14 protein-coding genes are annotated in these 17000 nt (G+C 62.5%); 10 read left to right on the top strand and 4 right to left on the bottom strand.

Annotated features, from left to right (window positions below):
• Nucleotides 1-3 precede the first annotated feature (3 nt).
• Nucleotides 4-705, bottom strand: coding sequence for a response regulator (locus CD175_RS00815; protein WP_104447271.1), 702 nt, complete (start codon nt 703-705; stop codon nt 4-6).
• A gap of 267 nt (nt 706-972) precedes the next feature.
• Here CD175_RS00815 and CD175_RS00820 point away from each other — a divergent pair, with 267 nt between their 5' ends.
• From CD175_RS00820 to CD175_RS00865, 10 genes are all read left to right on the top strand, one after another.
• Complete coding sequence (locus CD175_RS00820; protein WP_104447272.1) at nt 973-2130, top strand: efflux RND transporter periplasmic adaptor subunit; 1158 nt, start codon at nt 973-975, stop codon at nt 2128-2130.
• 15 nt (nt 2131-2145) lie between these two features.
• Nucleotides 2146-5244 carry a multidrug efflux RND transporter permease subunit gene (locus tag CD175_RS00825; RefSeq protein WP_104447273.1) on the top strand — a complete coding sequence of 1033 codons (3099 nt, stop codon included), beginning with the start codon at nt 2146-2148 and terminating at the stop codon, nt 5242-5244.
• Nucleotides 5245-5429: 185 nt separating this feature from the next.
• Nucleotides 5430-6071 (top strand): DUF1345 domain-containing protein, encoded by a 642-nt coding sequence (locus tag CD175_RS00830; RefSeq protein ID WP_104447274.1) that lies wholly within the window; start codon nt 5430-5432, stop codon nt 6069-6071.
• Nucleotides 6072-6147: 76 nt separating this feature from the next.
• The gene (locus CD175_RS00835; protein ID WP_104447275.1) at nt 6148-6987 is read left to right on the top strand and encodes an AraC family transcriptional regulator; all 840 of its coding nucleotides are present in this window, start codon (nt 6148-6150) and stop codon (nt 6985-6987) included.
• Nucleotides 6988-7040: 53 nt separating this feature from the next.
• Nucleotides 7041-7649, top strand: a complete 609-nt coding sequence (locus tag CD175_RS00840; protein ID WP_104447276.1) for a LysE family translocator — start codon at nt 7041-7043, stop codon at nt 7647-7649.
• Nucleotides 7650-7789: 140 nt separating this feature from the next.
• Nucleotides 7790-8815: a LacI family DNA-binding transcriptional regulator gene (locus tag CD175_RS00845; protein WP_104447277.1), complete on the top strand. Its 1026-nt coding sequence runs from the start codon at nt 7790-7792 to the stop codon at nt 8813-8815.
• A gap of 88 nt (nt 8816-8903) precedes the next feature.
• Nucleotides 8904-9686, top strand: coding sequence for a sugar phosphate isomerase/epimerase family protein (locus CD175_RS00850; protein WP_104447278.1), 783 nt, complete (start codon nt 8904-8906; stop codon nt 9684-9686).
• Nucleotides 9679-10683 carry a sugar kinase gene (locus CD175_RS00855; RefSeq protein ID WP_104447279.1) on the top strand — a complete coding sequence of 335 codons (1005 nt, stop codon included), beginning with the start codon at nt 9679-9681 and terminating at the stop codon, nt 10681-10683. The genes CD175_RS00850 and CD175_RS00855 overlap by 8 nt, the downstream gene beginning before the upstream one ends.
• Before the next feature lie 71 nt (nt 10684-10754).
• On the top strand, nt 10755-12053 hold the full coding sequence (locus tag CD175_RS00860) for an MFS transporter (RefSeq protein ID WP_104447280.1): 1299 nt from the start codon (nt 10755-10757) through the stop codon (nt 12051-12053).
• Between the two features lie 21 nt (nt 12054-12074).
• A complete protein-coding gene (locus tag CD175_RS00865) occupies nt 12075-13052 on the top strand; it encodes a 2-hydroxyacid dehydrogenase (protein ID WP_104447281.1) in 978 nt (325 codons plus the stop codon).
• An 85-nt stretch (nt 13053-13137) separates the two neighbouring features.
• Here CD175_RS00865 and CD175_RS00870 read toward each other — a convergent pair whose 3' ends face one another.
• From CD175_RS00870 to CD175_RS00880, 3 genes are all read right to left on the bottom strand, one after another.
• Nucleotides 13138-14055 carry an IS110 family transposase gene (locus tag CD175_RS00870; RefSeq protein ID WP_104447282.1) on the bottom strand — a complete coding sequence of 306 codons (918 nt, stop codon included), beginning with the start codon at nt 14053-14055 and terminating at the stop codon, nt 13138-13140.
• A 252-nt stretch (nt 14056-14307) separates the two neighbouring features.
• Nucleotides 14308-15495, bottom strand: coding sequence for a pyridoxal phosphate-dependent aminotransferase (locus tag CD175_RS00875; RefSeq protein WP_104447283.1), 1188 nt, complete (start codon nt 15493-15495; stop codon nt 14308-14310).
• A 239-nt stretch (nt 15496-15734) separates the two neighbouring features.
• Nucleotides 15735-16877, bottom strand: coding sequence for a glycerate kinase (locus CD175_RS00880; protein WP_104447284.1), 1143 nt, complete (start codon nt 16875-16877; stop codon nt 15735-15737).
• Nucleotides 16878-17000: the final 123 nt, after the last annotated feature.

The following is a 17000-nucleotide window of genomic DNA, read 5'->3' on the forward strand; positions in this document are numbered from 1 at the left end:
GGTTCAGCATTCCCACTCGGAACGGCTGAACAGGTAGCCCTTGCCCCACACGGTCTTGATCTTGCGCGCCTCGCCGGCGTGGTCGTCGAACTTGCGCCGCAACTTGGAGATCGCCACGTCTACCGAACGGTCGGTGCCGTTGAATTCGATGCCGCGTAGGCGTTGCAGGATCTGGTCGCGACTCAGCACCTCCCCGGCATGTCGGGCCAGCACCACCAGCAGGTTGTACTCACCGCTGGACAAGTCCACCAATTGCTCGCGCCAGGTCACGGTGCGTTCGGACAGGTCGATGCACAGGTTGCCCATCAGAATGCGGTCGTTGGCGGTCTGTGGCTCGCTGAGGCTGCTGCGGCGCAACAGGGTCCGCACCCGCGCCAGCAGCACCCGTGGCTCGCAGGGTTTGGTGACGTAGTCGTCGGCCCCCATTTCCAGGCCCAGTACCTGGTCGTGGCTGTCGTCGCGGGCGGTGAGCATCAGGATCGGCAAGGTCGCCGAATCGGTGCGCAGCAGGCGACAGACTTGCAAGCCGTCGAGACCGGGCAGCATCAGGTCGAGGATCACCAGGTCCGGCGGATTGAGCCGCGCACGCTCGCGCACATGATCACCGCGACCGATCACGCTGACGGAATAACCGTTGCGTTCCAGGTAACTGGCAATCAATTCGGCGAGGGCGGTGTCGTCTTCGACCAGGAGGATGTTGGGCATGGGGTGTTTCCAGCAAACGCGGTGGTGACCATCAGCTCGCTATCGCTGGCAAGCCAGCTCCTACAAGGGATCGCATTTCAATTGTAGGAGCTGGCTTGCCAGCGATAGCGGCCTGACAGGCGCAATAAAATTCAAGGACTGAAGGATATACGCCCTCACTCGTCTCTGAGTAAAACCCTTACACAATTTCACACAGCACCAACAAAGCTTCACCGCTACCCTCGCCTGCGCCCAGTAGGATGCTGGGAGTCTTTATTGGGGTATTACATGTCGAAGAATCTGCTTGCCAGGCTCAGTCTGATTGCTCTGGCGTTGACACTGGGTGCGTGCGAGAAGGCCTCGAATGCCGAGGAACAGGCGCCGCTGGCCACGGTTCGCATCGAGACCATCGAAGCGCAACCACTGACCATCAGCAGCGAACTGAGCGGACGGATTGCCGCACCGCGCATGGCCGAAGTGCGTGCCCGCGTGGCCGGCGTGGTCCTGCAGCGGACCTTCCGTGAAGGCAGTGACGTGAAACAGGGCGATGTCCTGTTCCGCATCGACCCGGCGCCGCTCAAGGCCGACTTGGACAGCGCCGAAGCAGCGCTGCGCAAAGCCGAGGCCAACGCGTTCCAGGCCCGGTTGCAGGAACAGCGCTATGCCCAGTTGATCGACGACAAGGCCATCAGCGGCCAGGACTACGACAACGCCCGGGCCAACGCACGGCAGACCGCCGCCGACGTCGCGGCCAACAAGGCTGCGGTGGAGCGGGCAAAACTCAACCTCGGCTACGCCACCGTCACCGCGCCGATTTCCGGGCGCATCGGTCGTGCGCTGGTCACCGAAGGCGCGCTGGTCGGGCAGAACGAAACCACGCCGCTGGCGCTGATCCAGCAACTCAACCCGATTCATGCCGACCTGACCCAGTCCACCCGCGAACTCAACGAACTGCGCCGCGCCTTCCGTTCCGGCCAGTTGCAGCAGGTCGGCCAGGACCAGGCCAAGGCCACGCTGATTCAGGATGACGGCAGCCTCTACCCGCTGCCGGGCAAAATGCTGTTCAGCGACATCACCGTCGACCCGGGCACCGGCCAGATCATCCTGCGCGGCGAGTTCCCCAACCCCGACCTCGACCTGCTGCCCGGCAGTTTCGTGCGCGTGCGCCTGGAACAAGCGGTCAATCGCCAGGGCATCAGCGTGCCGCAACGGGCCATCCAGCGCGACAGCGCCGGCATCGCCCAGGTGCTGCTGCTCGACGCCGAACAGCGCGTCGGCCAGCAACCGGTCGAACTGGGCGCCGTGCAGAACGATCGCTGGATCGTCACCGGCGGCCTGAAAGCCGGCGACCGCATCGTCATCGAGGGCCTGCAGCACGCCCGCCCCGGCGAGAAAGTGCAGATCGACGACTCCCCTCTTCCACTTGCCCAGGTGACTGGTCAGTAAGCAGGACGCTTTTTTATGCCGCAGTTCTTTATCGACCGCCCGGTGTTCGCCTGGGTGGTCGCGTTGTTCATCCTGCTGGCCGGTGCCTTGGCCATTCCGCAGTTGCCGGTGGCGCAGTACCCCGACGTCGCGCCGCCGCAGATCGAAATCTATGCCGTCTACCCGGGCGCTTCGGCGCAAACCGTGGACGAAAGCGTGGTCAGCCTGATCGAGGAAGAACTCAACGGCGCCGATCATCTGTTGTATTTCGAATCCCAGAGCAGCCTCGGCAGCGCGACCATCAAGGCCACTTTCCAGCCGGGCACCAACCCGGAACTGGCGCAGGTGGATGTGCAGAACCGCCTCAAGGCCGTGGAGTCACGCCTGCCGCAAGCGGTCATCCAGCAAGGTTTGCAGGTGGAGAAAGTCTCCTCCGGTTTCCTGCTGTTGATCACCCTGACGTCCAGCGACGGCAAGCTCGACGACGTGGCGCTCAGCGATTATCTGGCGCGCAACGTGATGAACGAAATCAAGCGCCTGGACGGCGTTGGCAAGGCGCAGCTGTACGGCGCCGAGCGGGCGATGCGGATCTGGATCGACCCGCAGAAACTGCTCGCCTTCAACCTGACGCCAGCGGACGTCAACGCCGCCATCGTCGCGCAAAACGCCCAGGTGTCGGCCGGCAGCATCGGCGATCTGCCAACCCGCACCACCCAGGAAATCACCGCGACCATTCTGGTCAAGGGTCAGTTGTCGACACCCGAAGAGTTTGCCGACATCGTCCTCAAGGCCAACCCGGACGGTTCGACCGTGCGCATCAGCGATGTCGCGCGGGTCGAGATCGGCAGCCAGGAATACCAGTTTTCCACGCGCCTGAACGGCAAGCCGTCCACCGCCGTCGCCGTGCAGTTGTCGCCTGGCGCCAACGCCCTGAACACCGCGACCCTGGTGCGGGCGAAGATGGACGAACTCAAGCGCTACTTCCCGGCAAACGTCGAGTACTCGATCCCGTACGACACCTCCCCCTTCGTCAAGGTCTCGATCACCAAGGTGGTCTACACCCTGGGCGAAGCCATGCTGCTGGTGTTCGCGGTGATGTTCCTGTTCCTGCAGAACATCCGCTACACGCTGATTCCGACACTGGTGGTGCCGGTGGCGTTGATGGGCACCTTTGCGACGATGCTGGCGCTGGGGTTTTCGATCAACGTGCTGACCATGTTCGGCATGGTGCTGGCGATCGGCATTCTGGTGGACGACGCCATCGTGGTGGTGGAGAACGTCGAGCGCATCATGGCCACCGAGGGCCTGTCGCCCAAGGAAGCTACGCGCAAGGCCATGCAGCAGATCACCGGGGCCATCATCGGTATCACCCTGGTGCTGGTCGCGGTGTTCATTCCGATGGCGTTCATGCAGGGCTCGGTCGGGGTGATTTACCAGCAGTTCTCGTTGTCGATGGCCACCTCGATCCTGTTCTCGGCCTTCCTCGCCCTGACCCTGACCCCGGCCCTGTGCGCAACGCTGCTCAAGCCGATTGCCAAAGGCGAGCACCACGAAAAGAGCGGATTCTTTGGCTGGTTCAACCGCCGCTTCGAGCAACTGACCGAGCGCTATCAAGGCTGGGTCGCCTACGCGTTGAAACGCACCGGGCGCTACCTGCTGATCTACGGCGTGCTGCTGATCGGCCTGGGCCTGGCCTTCAGTCGCCTGCCCTCCTCGTTCCTGCCGGTGGAAGACCAGGGTTACACCATCACCGACATCCAGTTGCCACCGGGTGCGAGCAAAAACCGTACGGTGCAGGTGGCCGAGCAGGTGGAAGCGCACAACGCCGGCGAGCCGGGCATTCGCGACAGCGTGGTGATTCTCGGGTTCAGCTTCTCCGGCAGCGGGCAGAATGCGGCGCTGGCGTTCAGCACGCTCAAAGACTGGTCCGAGCGCGGCAGCGACGATTCGGCGAGCTCGATTGCCGACCGGGCCAACGTCGCCCTCAGCCAGATCAAGGACGCCGTGACCTTTGCCGTGCTGCCGCCGCCCGTGGATGGCCTGGGTACGTCCAGCGGCTTCGAGTTCCGCCTGCAGGATCGCGGTGGTCTCGGCCATGAGAAGCTGATGCAAGCGCGCACCGACTTGCTCGCGGCCGCCGAAAAAAGCCCGATCCTGATGAACGTGCGCGAAAGCGCCCTGGCCGAAGCGCCGCAGGTGCAATTGGTGGTAGACCGCAAGCAGGCCAACGCGCTGGGGGTGTCCTTTGCCGACGTGGGCAATGTGCTGTCCACGGCCGTGGGCTCGGCCTACATCAACGACTTCCCCAACCAGGGGCGGATGCAGCGCGTCGTGGTGCAGGCCGAGGGCGACCAGCGCAGCCAGGTGCAAGACCTGCTGAAGATCCACGTGCGCAACACCCACGGAAAAATGGTGCCCTTGTCGGCCTTCGTGCAGGCCAAATGGACTCAGGGCCCGGCGCAGTTGACCCGCTACAACGGCTATCCGGCGATCAGCATTTCCGGTGAACCGACGCCGGGCCACAGCACCGGCGAGGCCATGGCCGAGATCGAGCGGTTGGTGGCGCAAGGTCCGGCGGGCCTGGGCCAGGAATGGACCGGGTTGTCGTTGCAGGAACGCCTGTCCGGCAGCCAGGCGCCGATCCTGCTCGGGCTGTCGCTGTTGATCGTGTTCCTGTGCCTGGCGGCGTTGTACGAGAGCTGGTCGATCCCGACCTCGGTGCTGCTGGTGGTGCCGCTGGGCGTGCTCGGCGCGGTGCTGGCCGTGACCTTGCGCGGCATGCCCAACGACGTGTTCTTCAAGGTCGGGCTGATCACCATCATCGGTCTGTCGGCGAAGAACGCGATCCTGATCATCGAGTTCGCCAAGAGCCTGTACGACGAAGGCCACGACCTGGTCGACGCCACCCTGAAAGCGGCACGCCTGCGGTTGCGGCCGATTGTCATGACTTCGCTGGCGTTCATCCTCGGCGTGGTGCCCCTGGCGATTGCCACAGGCGCCAGTTCGGCGAGCCAGCAGGCCATCGGCACCGGGGTGATCGGCGGGATGATCACGGCGACGCTGGCCGTGGTGTTCGTGCCGGTGTTTTTTGTGGTGGTGATGAAGCTGGTGCGCAAGCGCCATAAAGATCTCTAACCCACACCACGTCCCCTGTAGGAGCTGGCTTGCCAGCGAAGACGGCCTTGATAACGATGCAATCTTCAAGGGCGATATCGCCGGCAAGCCGGCTCCTACAGGGGATTGTGTAAACCTGATGATGGTGGTCACGACGGACAGCCCTGGGCTAAGGTGATTACATCCCCCCAATCCTTCGAGCCTCCATGCCCTACCTCACTCACACCCACCCTCGCCTGTCCGCCGCCACGACGCTCGGTATCGCGGCGGGCATCCTGGTTCCGGCCGATTCGGTGATCAGCAAAATCCTCATCGGCTGGAATGCCGGAGTCTGGACTTACCTGATCCTGATGTCCTGGCTCACCGTGCGCTCGAAAGCGACCGACGTAAAACGCATCGCCGAAATCGAAGACGAAAACGCCGGGCTGGTGCTGTTGGTGGTGTGCATCGCGGCACTGGCCAGCCTGGCGACCATCACCTTCGAACTGGCCGGCAGCAAAGACCTGGAAACCACCCGCAAGCTCCTGCACTACGCCTTCACTGCATTGACGGTGATCGGTTCCTGGCTGCTGATCGGGGTGATTTTCAGCGTGCACTACGCGCGCCTGTTTTACACCTGGGAAGGCAAAGAGCCGGCGCTGCGCTTTGCCGAAGGCCTGACGACGCCCAATTACTGGGATTTCCTGTACTTCTCGTTCACCGTCGGCGTGGCGGTGCAGACCTCGGATGTCGGCGTGGCGACCCGCGATTTGCGCAAGATCGTGCTGGCGCAATCGTTGATCGGTTTTCTGTTCAACACCGCCATCCTTGGGTTCTCAATCAATATTGCGGCGGGCCTGTTTAACTGATGCCTGCACAAACGTTCTAGTCATCGCACTTGCAGCAGGCGTTAAATAGCTCGGCAATCCGTCCCGCAGGTGCAACATGAACGCTCACAACTGGATCGACCTGGCCCAGGACGCCGACACCGGCATCGAGACCCTGCGCGCGCATTTCGAAGGTCACGCCTACGACCCGCACTGGCATGACAGTTATCTGGTGGGCGTGACCGAGCAAGGGGTCCAGCAATTCAATTGCCGACGGGCCAGGCACCAGAGCACGCCGGGCAAGGTGTTTTTGCTCGAGCCCGGTGACATCCACGACGGCGACGCACCGACCGCCGACGGTTTTACCTACCGCATGCTGTACCTCGATCCACAGTGGTTACAGCGCGAACTCGGCGCTGTGTTCGATCATGCCCCCGACCACAGCCAACTGAGTTTCGCCGCCACCCTGGCCAGCGATGCGCGCCTGGCCCAGGCCACCAGCCTGGCGTTTGAAACCCTGCATCGCGGTGAGCTGAAGATCGTCCGCCAGACCGCCCTCGACGCGTTGCTCGAGCGCCTGACCAGCCACTTGCATTGGCGCGCCCGCGATGGCCAGGACCCGCGTCTGCCGCGCGTGGCGCAGAAGGCCCGGGACTACCTGCATGCCAACGCGCAATACGACATCGGCCTCGATCAACTGGCGACCGTCACAGGTGTCGACCGCTTCCGCCTGACCCGTGCGTTCAAAGCCGCTTACGGCATGGCGCCCCACGCGTATCTGGTGCAATTGCGCCTTGCAACCGCGCGGCGAATGCTGGCCCGTGGCGAACAACCGGCGGCGGTGGCGATGGCGCTGGGCTTTGCCGACCAGAGCCATCTGGGCCGCTGGTTCGTGCTCGCCTATGGCCTGACGCCGGCCCTGTACCGCAAGCGCTGCTCAAATCTTCCAGACAAGTAACGCCGGGGATTGTGAAGATCGGTTTCACTGATCTTTACCGGAGTTCGCCCGCAATGCTCTCTTCTTTCCCGACGTTACTGCCCTTCTTGCTCTTTGCCTTGGTGGCGTCGATCACACCCGGACCGACCAACATTCTGGTGCTCAGCAACAGTGCCCGATACGGCTTGGGCGCCGCCCTGCCGATTATCTTCGGCGCCTGCACCAGTGCCGCGACGCTGGTGTTGCTGGTGGGCACGGGCGTTGGTTCGTCACTGACGGCCTGGCCTGCGTTGCAAAGCGTCATGCAATGGGTCGGTGTGGCGTGGCTGAGTTATCTGGCCTGGCAGATTATCCGTTCGCCGGCCGAAGCCATCAGCACGCAGAAAACCGGTGCTCGACTGGGTTGGGTAGGCGCCGCCAGCCTGCAATGGATCAACCCGAAAACCTGGATGATGGCGCTGGCGGTGGTCAGTGTCTTCGCTGGAGCGGGCGAAGATCGGTTCGTGCACGTGATCAACCTGTCCTTGGTGTTTTTCCTGATTTCCTTGCCCTGCCTGGGTGTCTGGGCCCTGCTCGGTGCCGGGTCGAGTCGCTGGTTGCGCTCGCCCCGGGCCATGCAACGTTTCAATCGCTGCATGGGCCTGTTGCTGCTGGGTTCGGCGTGGCTGAGCGTATTAGTCTGAGCGCCACCCGTCGGTGTTTGTTCGACAATTGACAATCCGGGGCTTGACGGCGAATTGGCTTTTGGTGTCTCCTGAAACCGGTTTCAGCGTTATCTCACGAAGCGCTCGGCCTTATAAATCCAATAAGAAGGTTTCAGACCGTGAACGATTTCTCCGCCGCCCAGCGCAGCCGCGTGACCATGCTCGACGTGGCCGAACACGCCAAGGTCTCCAAGGCCAGCGTTTCGCGGTTCATCGGCGAAGACCGCGCCCTGCTCTCCGATGCCATAGCTCAACGCATCGAGCAGGCGATTGCGGAACTGGGCTATCGCCCGAACCAGATGGCCCGCGGCCTGAAACGCGGGCGCACCCGCCTGATCGGCATGCTGGTGGCCGATATTCGCAACCCTTATTCAATTGCCGTGATGCACGGGGTGGAAACCGCCTGCCGTCAGCACGGTTATAGCCTGGTGGTGTGCAACACCGACCGCGACGACGAGCAAGAGCGCCAGCACCTGGCCCTGCTGCGCTCGTACAACATCGAAGGCCTGATCGTGAACACCCTCGGTCATCACCGTGACGAATTGCACGAACTGCACCGGGAAATGCCCCTGGTGCTGGTGGACCGCAAGGTCGAGGACCTGGAAAGCGACATGGTCGGGCTAAACAACCCGGCCGCCGTCGAGATGGCCATCGTCCATCTTGAAGAGCGCGGCTACCGCGACGTGCTGATGGTGACCGAACCGTTCGATGGCACCAGTTCGCGGATCGAACGGGTCGGCAGCTTCAAGGCGCAAATAGCCCTGCGCCCGCTCCTTCATGGCAGCATCATCGAAACCGGCAATGAGCTGACCGCACAACTTAAAGCCTTCCTCGACATGCCTGGCCCCGGCCCGAAAGCGCTGTTTTGCGCGAACGGGATTGCGGCGCTGGCCTGCACCCATGCGTTGCGTGAACTCAAGTGCAACCTGTTTGAGGATGTGGGTCTGATTGCTCTGGATGATCTGGATTGGTATCCGTTGGTGGGTAGCGGGATAACCGCGCTGGCCCAGCCGACCACCGAGATTGGCGCCAGCGCGTTTGAGTGTTTGCTCAAGCGGCTGCGGGGGGAAGACGGGGCGGTGCGGACGCTGGATTTTTCGGCGCGGTTGATTGTTAGGGGATCGACCCTTGGAAATTCTCGGTGAATGTTCCGGCCTGCTCGCGAAGGGGCCCCAAGCAGTACAGCCATTTTTTTTGAACAAAAATGAAACCGGTTTCAGAGGTAAAACAACAATGCACAAACCAGCCGTTTCCATCAGCCTCTCCAGCTACGGCGCCGACCTGGTGCGCCAGCGCGGCCAAGGCAGCTTTATTGAAGTACTGGCCGCCGCCGGCGCCACGCGCATTGAGTGGCGCGAAGAATTACTGACCCTTGAGGACCCCGTTCAACTGGCCAGTGCCACTCAGGCAGAAGGCCTGGAGAGCGTGTATTCGTCGCCCATGGAACTCTGGCTGGCCGGGCAATCCAGGCCCAATCCAGAACTGATCACCGCCCTGCAACGCGCCGAGGCGTTTGGTGCCAAATGGCTCAAAGTGTCGCTGGGCTATTTCACCGACAACTGCGACCTGCACGCCCTCGCCCGGCTGCTGGACGCCAGCCCCGTGCAGTTGCTGGTGGAAAACGACCAGACCCTGCACGGTGGCCGCATCGAACCCTTCCAGCGTTTTTTCGCGGACGTCGAGCAGCACGGGTTGCCAATCAAAATGACCTTCGACATCGGCAATTGGCACTGGCAGGACCAGTCCGCCGCCAGCGCCGCGCGCCTTCTCGGACGCCACGTCGGCTATGTGCACTGCAAAGCGGTAGCGCGTCGCGCTGACGACAAGCTGGTCGCCATCCCGCCGACCGCCAGCGACTTGCAACAGTGGGAACAGCTGCTGCAGCACATGGCCCAAGGTGTTATGCGGGCTGCGGAATATCCGCTGCAAGGCGATGACCTGGTGCAACTGACCCGCGAACACGTGGCGGCCCTCGCCCGCCTCGGCCAGTCGCAACGGGAGAATGTTCATGTCTGAGATCGATATCCTCTCGTTCGGTGAAACCATGGTGATGTTCGTTGCCGAGCAGGCTGGCGACCTGGCCGAGGTCAGTGCTTTCCACAGGCGCATCGCCGGGGCTGACAGCAATGTTGCGATCGGTTTGTCCCGGCTTGGCTTCAACGTGGCATGGCTGAGCCGGGTCGGTGCCGACTCATTGGGCCGGTTTGTGGTCGACACCCTGGAAAAAGAAGGCCTGGATTGCCGCCACGTCGACATCGACACCGCCCACCCGACCGGTTTTCAACTCAAGTCCCGCACCGACGATGGCAGCGATCCGGTGGTCGAGTACTTCCGCCGTGGTTCGGCGGCCAGTCACCTGTCGCCGCACTCGATCGTGCCCGAGTTGCTCAAGGCCCGGCACCTGCACGCCACCGGCATTCCCCCGGCGCTGTCGGAGTCGGCGCGGCAGATGTCGTTCGAGTTGATGACCCGCATGCGCGAGGCCGGGCGCAGCGTGTCCTTCGACCCGAACCTGCGCCCGAGCCTGTGGGCGAGCGAGCGACACATGATCACAGAGATCAACCGCCTCGCCGCCCTCGCCCATTGGGTGCTGCCGGGCTTGAGCGAAGGTCGCTTGCTGAGCGGTTTCGAAGACCCGGCCGACATTGCCGCGTTTTACCTCGACCAAGGCGCCGAAGCCGTGGCGATCAAGCTTGGCCCGCACGGTGCTTACTACCGCACCCATCTTGATCAAGGTTTCGTCGCTGGCGTGCCGGTGGCCACGGTAGTCGATACGGTGGGCGCCGGCGATGGTTTTGCCGTCGGCATGATCAGCGCGCTGCTGGAAAACCATAGCTTTGCCGAGGCCGTGAAACGCGCCAACTGGATTGGCAGCCGTGCGGTGCAGAGCCGAGGGGATATGGAGGGGTTGCCGACCCGGCCTGAAATGGCCAGCGAATTCGAAGCCGTCTTCGCGAGCAGGCTCGCTCCCACATTGGATCGGATTTGTGGGAGCGAGCCTGCTCGCGAATAGGCCAGAACAGTCACTGAAGATTTAAACCGTTACCTGCTGCGACAAAAACAACAAGCTCAGGAGCATCACTCATGAAAACCGCAACGCTCGCCACCCGCCGCTGGTGGTACATCATGCCCATCGTGTTCATCACCTACAGCCTGGCGTATCTGGATCGCGCCAACTATGGGTTCGCCGCCGCGTCCGGCATGGCGGCGGACCTGATGATCACACCAGGCTTGTCGTCGATGCTCGGCGCGCTGTTCTTCCTCGGCTATTTTTTCTTCCAGGTACCCGGCGCGATCTACGCGCAGAAACACAGCGTGAAGAAGCTGATTTTCGTCAGCCTGATTCTCTGGGGCAGCCTGGCGACCTTGACCGGGATTGTCTCCAATGCCTACTGGCTGATCGTCATTCGCTTCATGCTCGGCGTGGTCGAAGCGGCCGTGATGCCGGCGATGCTGATCTACCTGTGCCACTGGTTCACCCGCGCCGAACGTTCGCGGGCCAACACCTTCCTGATCCTCGGCAACCCGGTGACCATGCTCTGGATGTCAGTGGTCTCGGGCTACCTGGTGCAGCACTACAGCTGGCGCTGGATGTTCATCGTCGAGGGATTGCCGGCAGTGTTGTGGGCATTCATCTGGTGGCGCCTGGCCGATGATCGTCCGTCACAGGCCAAGTGGCTCAACGATCAGGAAAAGCAGGATCTGGAAAGCGCACTGGCCGCCGAACAGGTCGGCATCAAGGCCGTGAAGAACTACGCCGAAGCCTTCCGTTCTCCCAAAGTGATCATCCTGGCCCTGCAGTTCTTCTGCTGGAGCATTGGCGTGTACGGTTTCGTGCTGTGGCTGCCGTCGATCCTCAAGGCCGGCGCGCAGATGGACATGGTCCAGGCCGGCTGGCTGTCGGCGCTGCCGTACCTGGCGGCGGTGATCGGTATGCTGCTGGTGTCCTGGGGTTCGGACAAACTGCAAAAACGTAAACGTTTCGTCTGGCCGCCACTGCTGATTGCCTCGATCGCCTTCTATGGCTCCTACGCCTTGGGTGCCGAACACTTCTGGTGGTCCTATACCTTGCTGGTGATTGCCGGCGCTTGCATGTACGCGCCTTACGGCCCCTTCTTCGCGATCATTCCGGAGATCCTCCCGGCCAACGTCGCGGGCGGCGCCATGGCGCTGATCAACAGCATGGGTGCCCTCGGTTCGTTTGGCGGTTCTTATCTTGTCGGTTACCTGAACAGCTCCACCGGCTCGCCGGGTGCGTCGTACCTGTTGATGAGCGGCGCGTTGATGTTCTCGGTGGTACTGACGATTTTCCTCAAGCCCGGCGCCAGCGACCGGGAGCGGCCCACGGCCACGGTAACGCGCACCGCCGCGGCACATTCCTGAATTGACGTTGAGATCTCGAAGATGAAAAAGCAGGTCGTCCTGTACAAGAAACTCTCGCCGCTATTGATGGCTCGTCTGCACGAGCAGGTCGAAGTGACGCTGATCGAAAACCTTGATGCCGAGGGCCTGGCCAAACTGCGCGATGCCCTGCCCCGCGCTCACGGTCTGCTCGGTGCCAGCCTGAAGCTGGATGCCGAACTGCTCGACCTGGCGCCCGACCTTCAAGCCATTGCCAGCGTCTCGGTGGGCGTCGACAACTACGACATCGACTACCTCACCGAACGGCGAATCCTGCTGAGCAACACGCCGGATGTGCTCACCGAAACCACTGCCGACACTGGTTTTGCCCTGATCCTGGCCACCGCCCGGCGGGTGGTGGAACTGGCGAACCTGGTTCGCGCCGGCCAATGGAACCGCAACATCGGCCCTGCGCATTTCGGCAGCGACGTGCACGGCAAAACCCTGGGCATCATCGGCATGGGCCGTATTGGCGAGGCCCTCGCGCAGCGCGGGCATTTCGGGTTTGGCATGCCGGTGATCTACCACAGCCAGTCACCTAAACCGGCGGTGGAACAGCGGTTCGATGCGCACTATCGAAGCCTGCCGGAACTGTTGCAACAGGCCGATTTCGTTTGCCTGACGTTACCGCTGACCGCTGCAACCCAAGGGCTGATCGGCGCAGAGCAGTTCGCCCTGATGCGTCCAGAGACCATCTTCATCAATATTTCACGGGGTAAAGTGGTGGACGAAGCGGCGCTGATCGAAGCCTTGCGCACGGGTCGGATTCGCGCGGCGGGGCTGGATGTTTTCGATCACGAACCCTTGAATCAGGACTCGCCATTGCTGCAGTTGAACAACGTGGTGGCGACACCCCACATCGGCTCGGCCACCCATGAAACACGGGAGGCCATGGCCAGATGCGCGGTGGACAACCTGTTGGCGGCGCTGGCCGGTGAGCGGCCGGCCAATCTGGTGAACGCTCTAGCGTGGAAGGGCTGAGGTATTCGGCGCCTGTCAGGCAGCCTTCGCGAGCAAGCCCGCTCCCACATTAGGGTGGGAGCAACTGTCTTCCCCCAGCCACTCGTCACCGCCACTCGGTGCCGTCCCGCAACATGGCATTCAGCCTGATCAGTAGGATCCGCATGCAGGCGATGAGCGCGACTTTCGCGCTCTTGCCTCGCTCCCGAAGAGCGTCATAACGTGCCTTGAAGTCTGGCTGATGACGGATCACGACCCAGCAAGACAGGTAAAGCGCACGTCTGACGCGGGCTCTGCCTCCGTAGATTTGACGTTTTCCGCTGTGATTGCCACTGTCGTCGTTGTACGGCGCAATTCCCGCCAAGGCCGCCACTTCACGACGATCAAGCGCTCCCAATTCGGGCAGATAAACCAGCAAGCTGGCTGTGGCCACCGTACCGATGCCTTTAACGGAAATGAGTCGCTCGGCTTTTTCGGCATCCAGCTCATGCATGCTCTGATGGATGGTTTTATCGAGCTGCTTGATCTGCACTTGCAGGTAGTGAACAAGACCTTTGATCGCCACGGTAACAGCGGGTAGTTGAACTTGCTGAAGCCGGCGCTTGTTGTCGTCTCGTTGCTGAACAAACTGCTCGCGCAACTGGATCAGCTCGCGCAGCGCTTCACGTTCCGGCGAAATGATCTTGTCGCGGGATGCATGCAGCACTTCAGCGAAGTCCGCCAGCACGGCCGCGTCGATGGGGTCGGTCTTGGCATTCTTGCCCATGGCCACGGCGAAGGCTCTGGCCCGGCGGGGATTGATTCTAAGCACTTTGAAGTTGGCGCCTTGCAGCGCCGCCATGACCTTGCATTCGTACCCACCGGTGGCCTCCAGCAGAACCCGGTCAACCTCGTACTGGCTCAGGCGCTCAATCAGCTCAACAAAGCCTTCTGACGTATTGGGAAGGTCAAAACCTTCACCTTGAGGTTGAACCCATACAACCAGGTTTGATTTGGAGATATCGATGCCGACCCAGGAAATCATGGCAAAACCCTCTTACACTCAGGAGTGAGAGTGCTCTGGCTTTGCCCACGCTTGTGATTCGAGTGGCGCTCGTCCAACTGTTCGGGCTTATGGGCCAGAGTGGAAAGGTGGATGGCAGCTTGGCTCCCACACGTGCTTTTAGCACCGCGGACTCACAGCTTGCCATCCACCTCTCTCACCCCAGAGTTTATCCCTAGATCTAGACACAAGCGGGCTTGCTCGCGAAGAGGCCAGCACAGGCAACACAACCCTTCAGGCCCGCCGCACCTCCAGCAAATCCGTCGCACACAAAGCAATCCGCCGGCAGGCATCAGCCAGCTTCAGCTGATCCACCACCAGACCGATGCGGATATGCCCCGCCGCACTCGGCCCGAAAGCTTCACCGGCCAACACCGACACGCCATAACCTTCCAGCAGTCGCTCGGCGAAGCGCTGGGCCGACAACCCGGTCTGGCGCACATCGACCATCACGAACATTCCGCCGTCCGGGCGTATCGGCTTGAGCCCCGGGCATTGCCCCAGGCTTGCACACACCAGGTCGCGGCGCTGGCGATACTCTTCGCGCATCATCGCCACTTCCGGCAGGTTCCGGTCCAGCGCCAACTGCGCAGCGTTCTGCACGAAATCCGGAATGCCGAACAACATGCTCAGCGACAAATTGACCAGGTGACCCGCCATGGGTTTGGGCCCGATCACCCAGCCCACCCGCCAACCGCTCATGGCGTGGGACTTGGACAGGCTGTTGATCGTGGCGGTGCGCTCGGCCATGCCCGGCAGACTCGCCGGACTGATGTGCTGGCCTTCGAACAGCAGATCACTGTAGACCTCATCGCTGATCAGCCACAAATCGTGACGAATGCACAGCGCCGCCAGCGCTTGCCAGATGGCCAGTGACAAACTGGCGCCGGATGGATTGTTCGGACTGTTGAGCAGTATGGCGCGGGTCCTGGGCGTGATCCGCGCCGCGACATCCAGCGGGTCGACGCGAAACCCATTCTGCGGGCGCACGGGCACCGGGACCACGGTGGCCGCACACGCGCCGATCACGCCTTCATAGGTCACGTACATCGGCTCGGCGACAATCACTTCATCGCCCGGGTCGAGCAGGCACTGCGCCACCGAATACACCGCGCACTGCGCCCCCGGAAAGACGATCACGTGTTCGCCATCCACCACCTGGCCACTGCGTTGCCGATGCCGGCGGGCAATGCTGTCGCGCAGCCCACGACTGCCGCGCACTTCAGGGTAGTGCGTATCACCGGCCAACAGGCTGGCGATGGCGGCCTGGACAATGGGTTGCGGCGTATCGAAGTCCGGGTCGCCAATGGACAACAGCAAGACGTCGACGCCCTGTTCGCGCAAATGCAGCGCTCGATCGTGAATCTGCCAGGCCGCCGCTCCGTCACCGGCGATTCGTTGGGTCAAGGCTGAGTAGCGCATGTCGTTCTCCAGTCGCGCGGGTGCTCCAAGCCTCAACCCTATCGCAAATCACGAAACGCGCCAGCATGGCGTTTCAAATCCAGCCTCAAAATTGCCATCGGGGACTTTGTGGCGAGGGAGCTCGTCGGAACGCCGCACCGTCCCGCTGGGCTGCGCAGCGGCCCCATTCAATGGCGGTTGCTGCGCAACCGAACGGGAGCAAGCTCCCTCGCCACAAAGATGTCATTGATTGGAATCGTTCAATGCTTGCGGACGGCCATCCGCCAGACACGCGCGATGTCGGTTGCCCGCTCACGCAGCAAGCGCGGCGCCTCGGCGCAGGCCTGCTCCAGGGTCATCGGCCCGCTTGCCAGAGCAAACGCAGCGTCGATGCCGTGCTCGTAAAGCGCCTGATACCCCTCGCCCAGCGTGCCGGCGATGACGATGACCGGCACGGCGTGCTGCCTGGCGACACGCGCCACACCGAATGGCGTCTTGCCGCGCAGGGTTTGCGCATCGAAACGCCCTTCGCCGGTGATCACCAGGTCAGCGCCTGCAACCGCCTCGGCCAAGCCCACCAGTTCGCCGACCACCTCGACCCCGGCCTTGAACTGCGCGCCCAGGAACGCCTTGGCGGCAAACCCCAGGCCACCCGCCGCGCCACTCCCCGGTTCGTCGCGAACGTCGTTGCGCAAAGCGGCCGCGCAATGGTCGGCAAAGTGCCCCAGCGCCTGGTCCAGTTGTTCGACCTGCACGGGCGAGGCGCCTTTTTGCGGGCCGAAAATCGCCGAGGCGCCGTGGGGGCCGCACAGCGGGTTATTGACGTCGGCGGCGATGTCGAAGCGCACCTGCGCCAGACGCGGATCGATGTCGCTCAGGTCCACGCGGGCCAATTGCGCAAGGGCGAGGCCACCCGGTGACAGCGTCTGCCCCTGAGCGTCCAGTAATTTCACGCCCAAGGCCTGCATGGCACCGGCGCCGCCGTCGTTGGTCGCGCTGCCGCCAATCGCCAGGATCACCCGTTGTGCACCGGCATCCAGTGCGGCACGGATCAATTGCCCGGTGCCGAAGGTGCTGCTGATGCACGCGTCGCGCTGCGCCACCGGGACCAACTGCAATCCGCTGGCCTCGGCCATTTCGATGATTGCGGTGTGGCTCTGCGGCAACCAGCCCCAGGCGGCCTCCACCATGGCCCCCATCGGCCCGCGAACCAGGGTGCGACGCAGTTCGCCTTCGCACGCGGCAAGAATCGACTCGACAGTCCCTTCCCCGCCGTCGGCCATCGGGCATTTGATCAGTTGGGCATCAGGCCAGACCTGCGCCAATCCCAAGGCAATGGCGTCGGCTACGCCTTGAGCGCTGAGGCTGTCCTTGAACGAGTCGGGGGCGATCACGATTTTCATGGGAATTCTCCAGTTCCAATGTCCACATGCTGCCAGCCGCCATGAACAATAACGCCGGTCCGCTGCACAAGCGGCAAAGAGGATTATTGTTCATTTCCACAAAACCCGAGGCAGACGCGTTAC

Origin of the sequence: Pseudomonas laurylsulfatiphila (assembly GCF_002934665.1) — a bacterium.
GTDB lineage: Bacteria > Pseudomonadota > Gammaproteobacteria > Pseudomonadales > Pseudomonadaceae > Aquipseudomonas > Aquipseudomonas laurylsulfatiphila.

Coding starts and splice junctions, on each gene's coding strand:
- CD175_RS00815 (WP_104447271.1), bottom strand. CDS start 705: ATGCCCAACATCCTCCTGGTCGAAGACGACACCGCCCTCGCCGAATTG.
- CD175_RS00820 (WP_104447272.1), top strand. CDS start 973: ATGTCGAAGAATCTGCTTGCCAGGCTCAGTCTGATTGCTCTGGCGTTG.
- CD175_RS00825 (WP_104447273.1), top strand. CDS start 2,146: ATGCCGCAGTTCTTTATCGACCGCCCGGTGTTCGCCTGGGTGGTCGCG.
- CD175_RS00830 (WP_104447274.1), top strand. CDS start 5,430: ATGCCCTACCTCACTCACACCCACCCTCGCCTGTCCGCCGCCACGACG.
- CD175_RS00835 (WP_104447275.1), top strand. CDS start 6,148: ATGAACGCTCACAACTGGATCGACCTGGCCCAGGACGCCGACACCGGC.
- CD175_RS00840 (WP_104447276.1), top strand. CDS start 7,041: ATGCTCTCTTCTTTCCCGACGTTACTGCCCTTCTTGCTCTTTGCCTTG.
- CD175_RS00850 (WP_104447278.1), top strand. CDS start 8,904: ATGCACAAACCAGCCGTTTCCATCAGCCTCTCCAGCTACGGCGCCGAC.
- CD175_RS00855 (WP_104447279.1), top strand. CDS start 9,679: ATGTCTGAGATCGATATCCTCTCGTTCGGTGAAACCATGGTGATGTTC.
- CD175_RS00860 (WP_104447280.1), top strand. CDS start 10,755: ATGAAAACCGCAACGCTCGCCACCCGCCGCTGGTGGTACATCATGCCC.
- CD175_RS00865 (WP_104447281.1), top strand. CDS start 12,075: ATGAAAAAGCAGGTCGTCCTGTACAAGAAACTCTCGCCGCTATTGATG.
- CD175_RS00870 (WP_104447282.1), bottom strand. CDS start 14,055: ATGATTTCCTGGGTCGGCATCGATATCTCCAAATCAAACCTGGTTGTA.
- CD175_RS00875 (WP_104447283.1), bottom strand. CDS start 15,495: ATGCGCTACTCAGCCTTGACCCAACGAATCGCCGGTGACGGAGCGGCG.
- CD175_RS00880 (WP_104447284.1), bottom strand. CDS start 16,877: ATGAAAATCGTGATCGCCCCCGACTCGTTCAAGGACAGCCTCAGCGCT.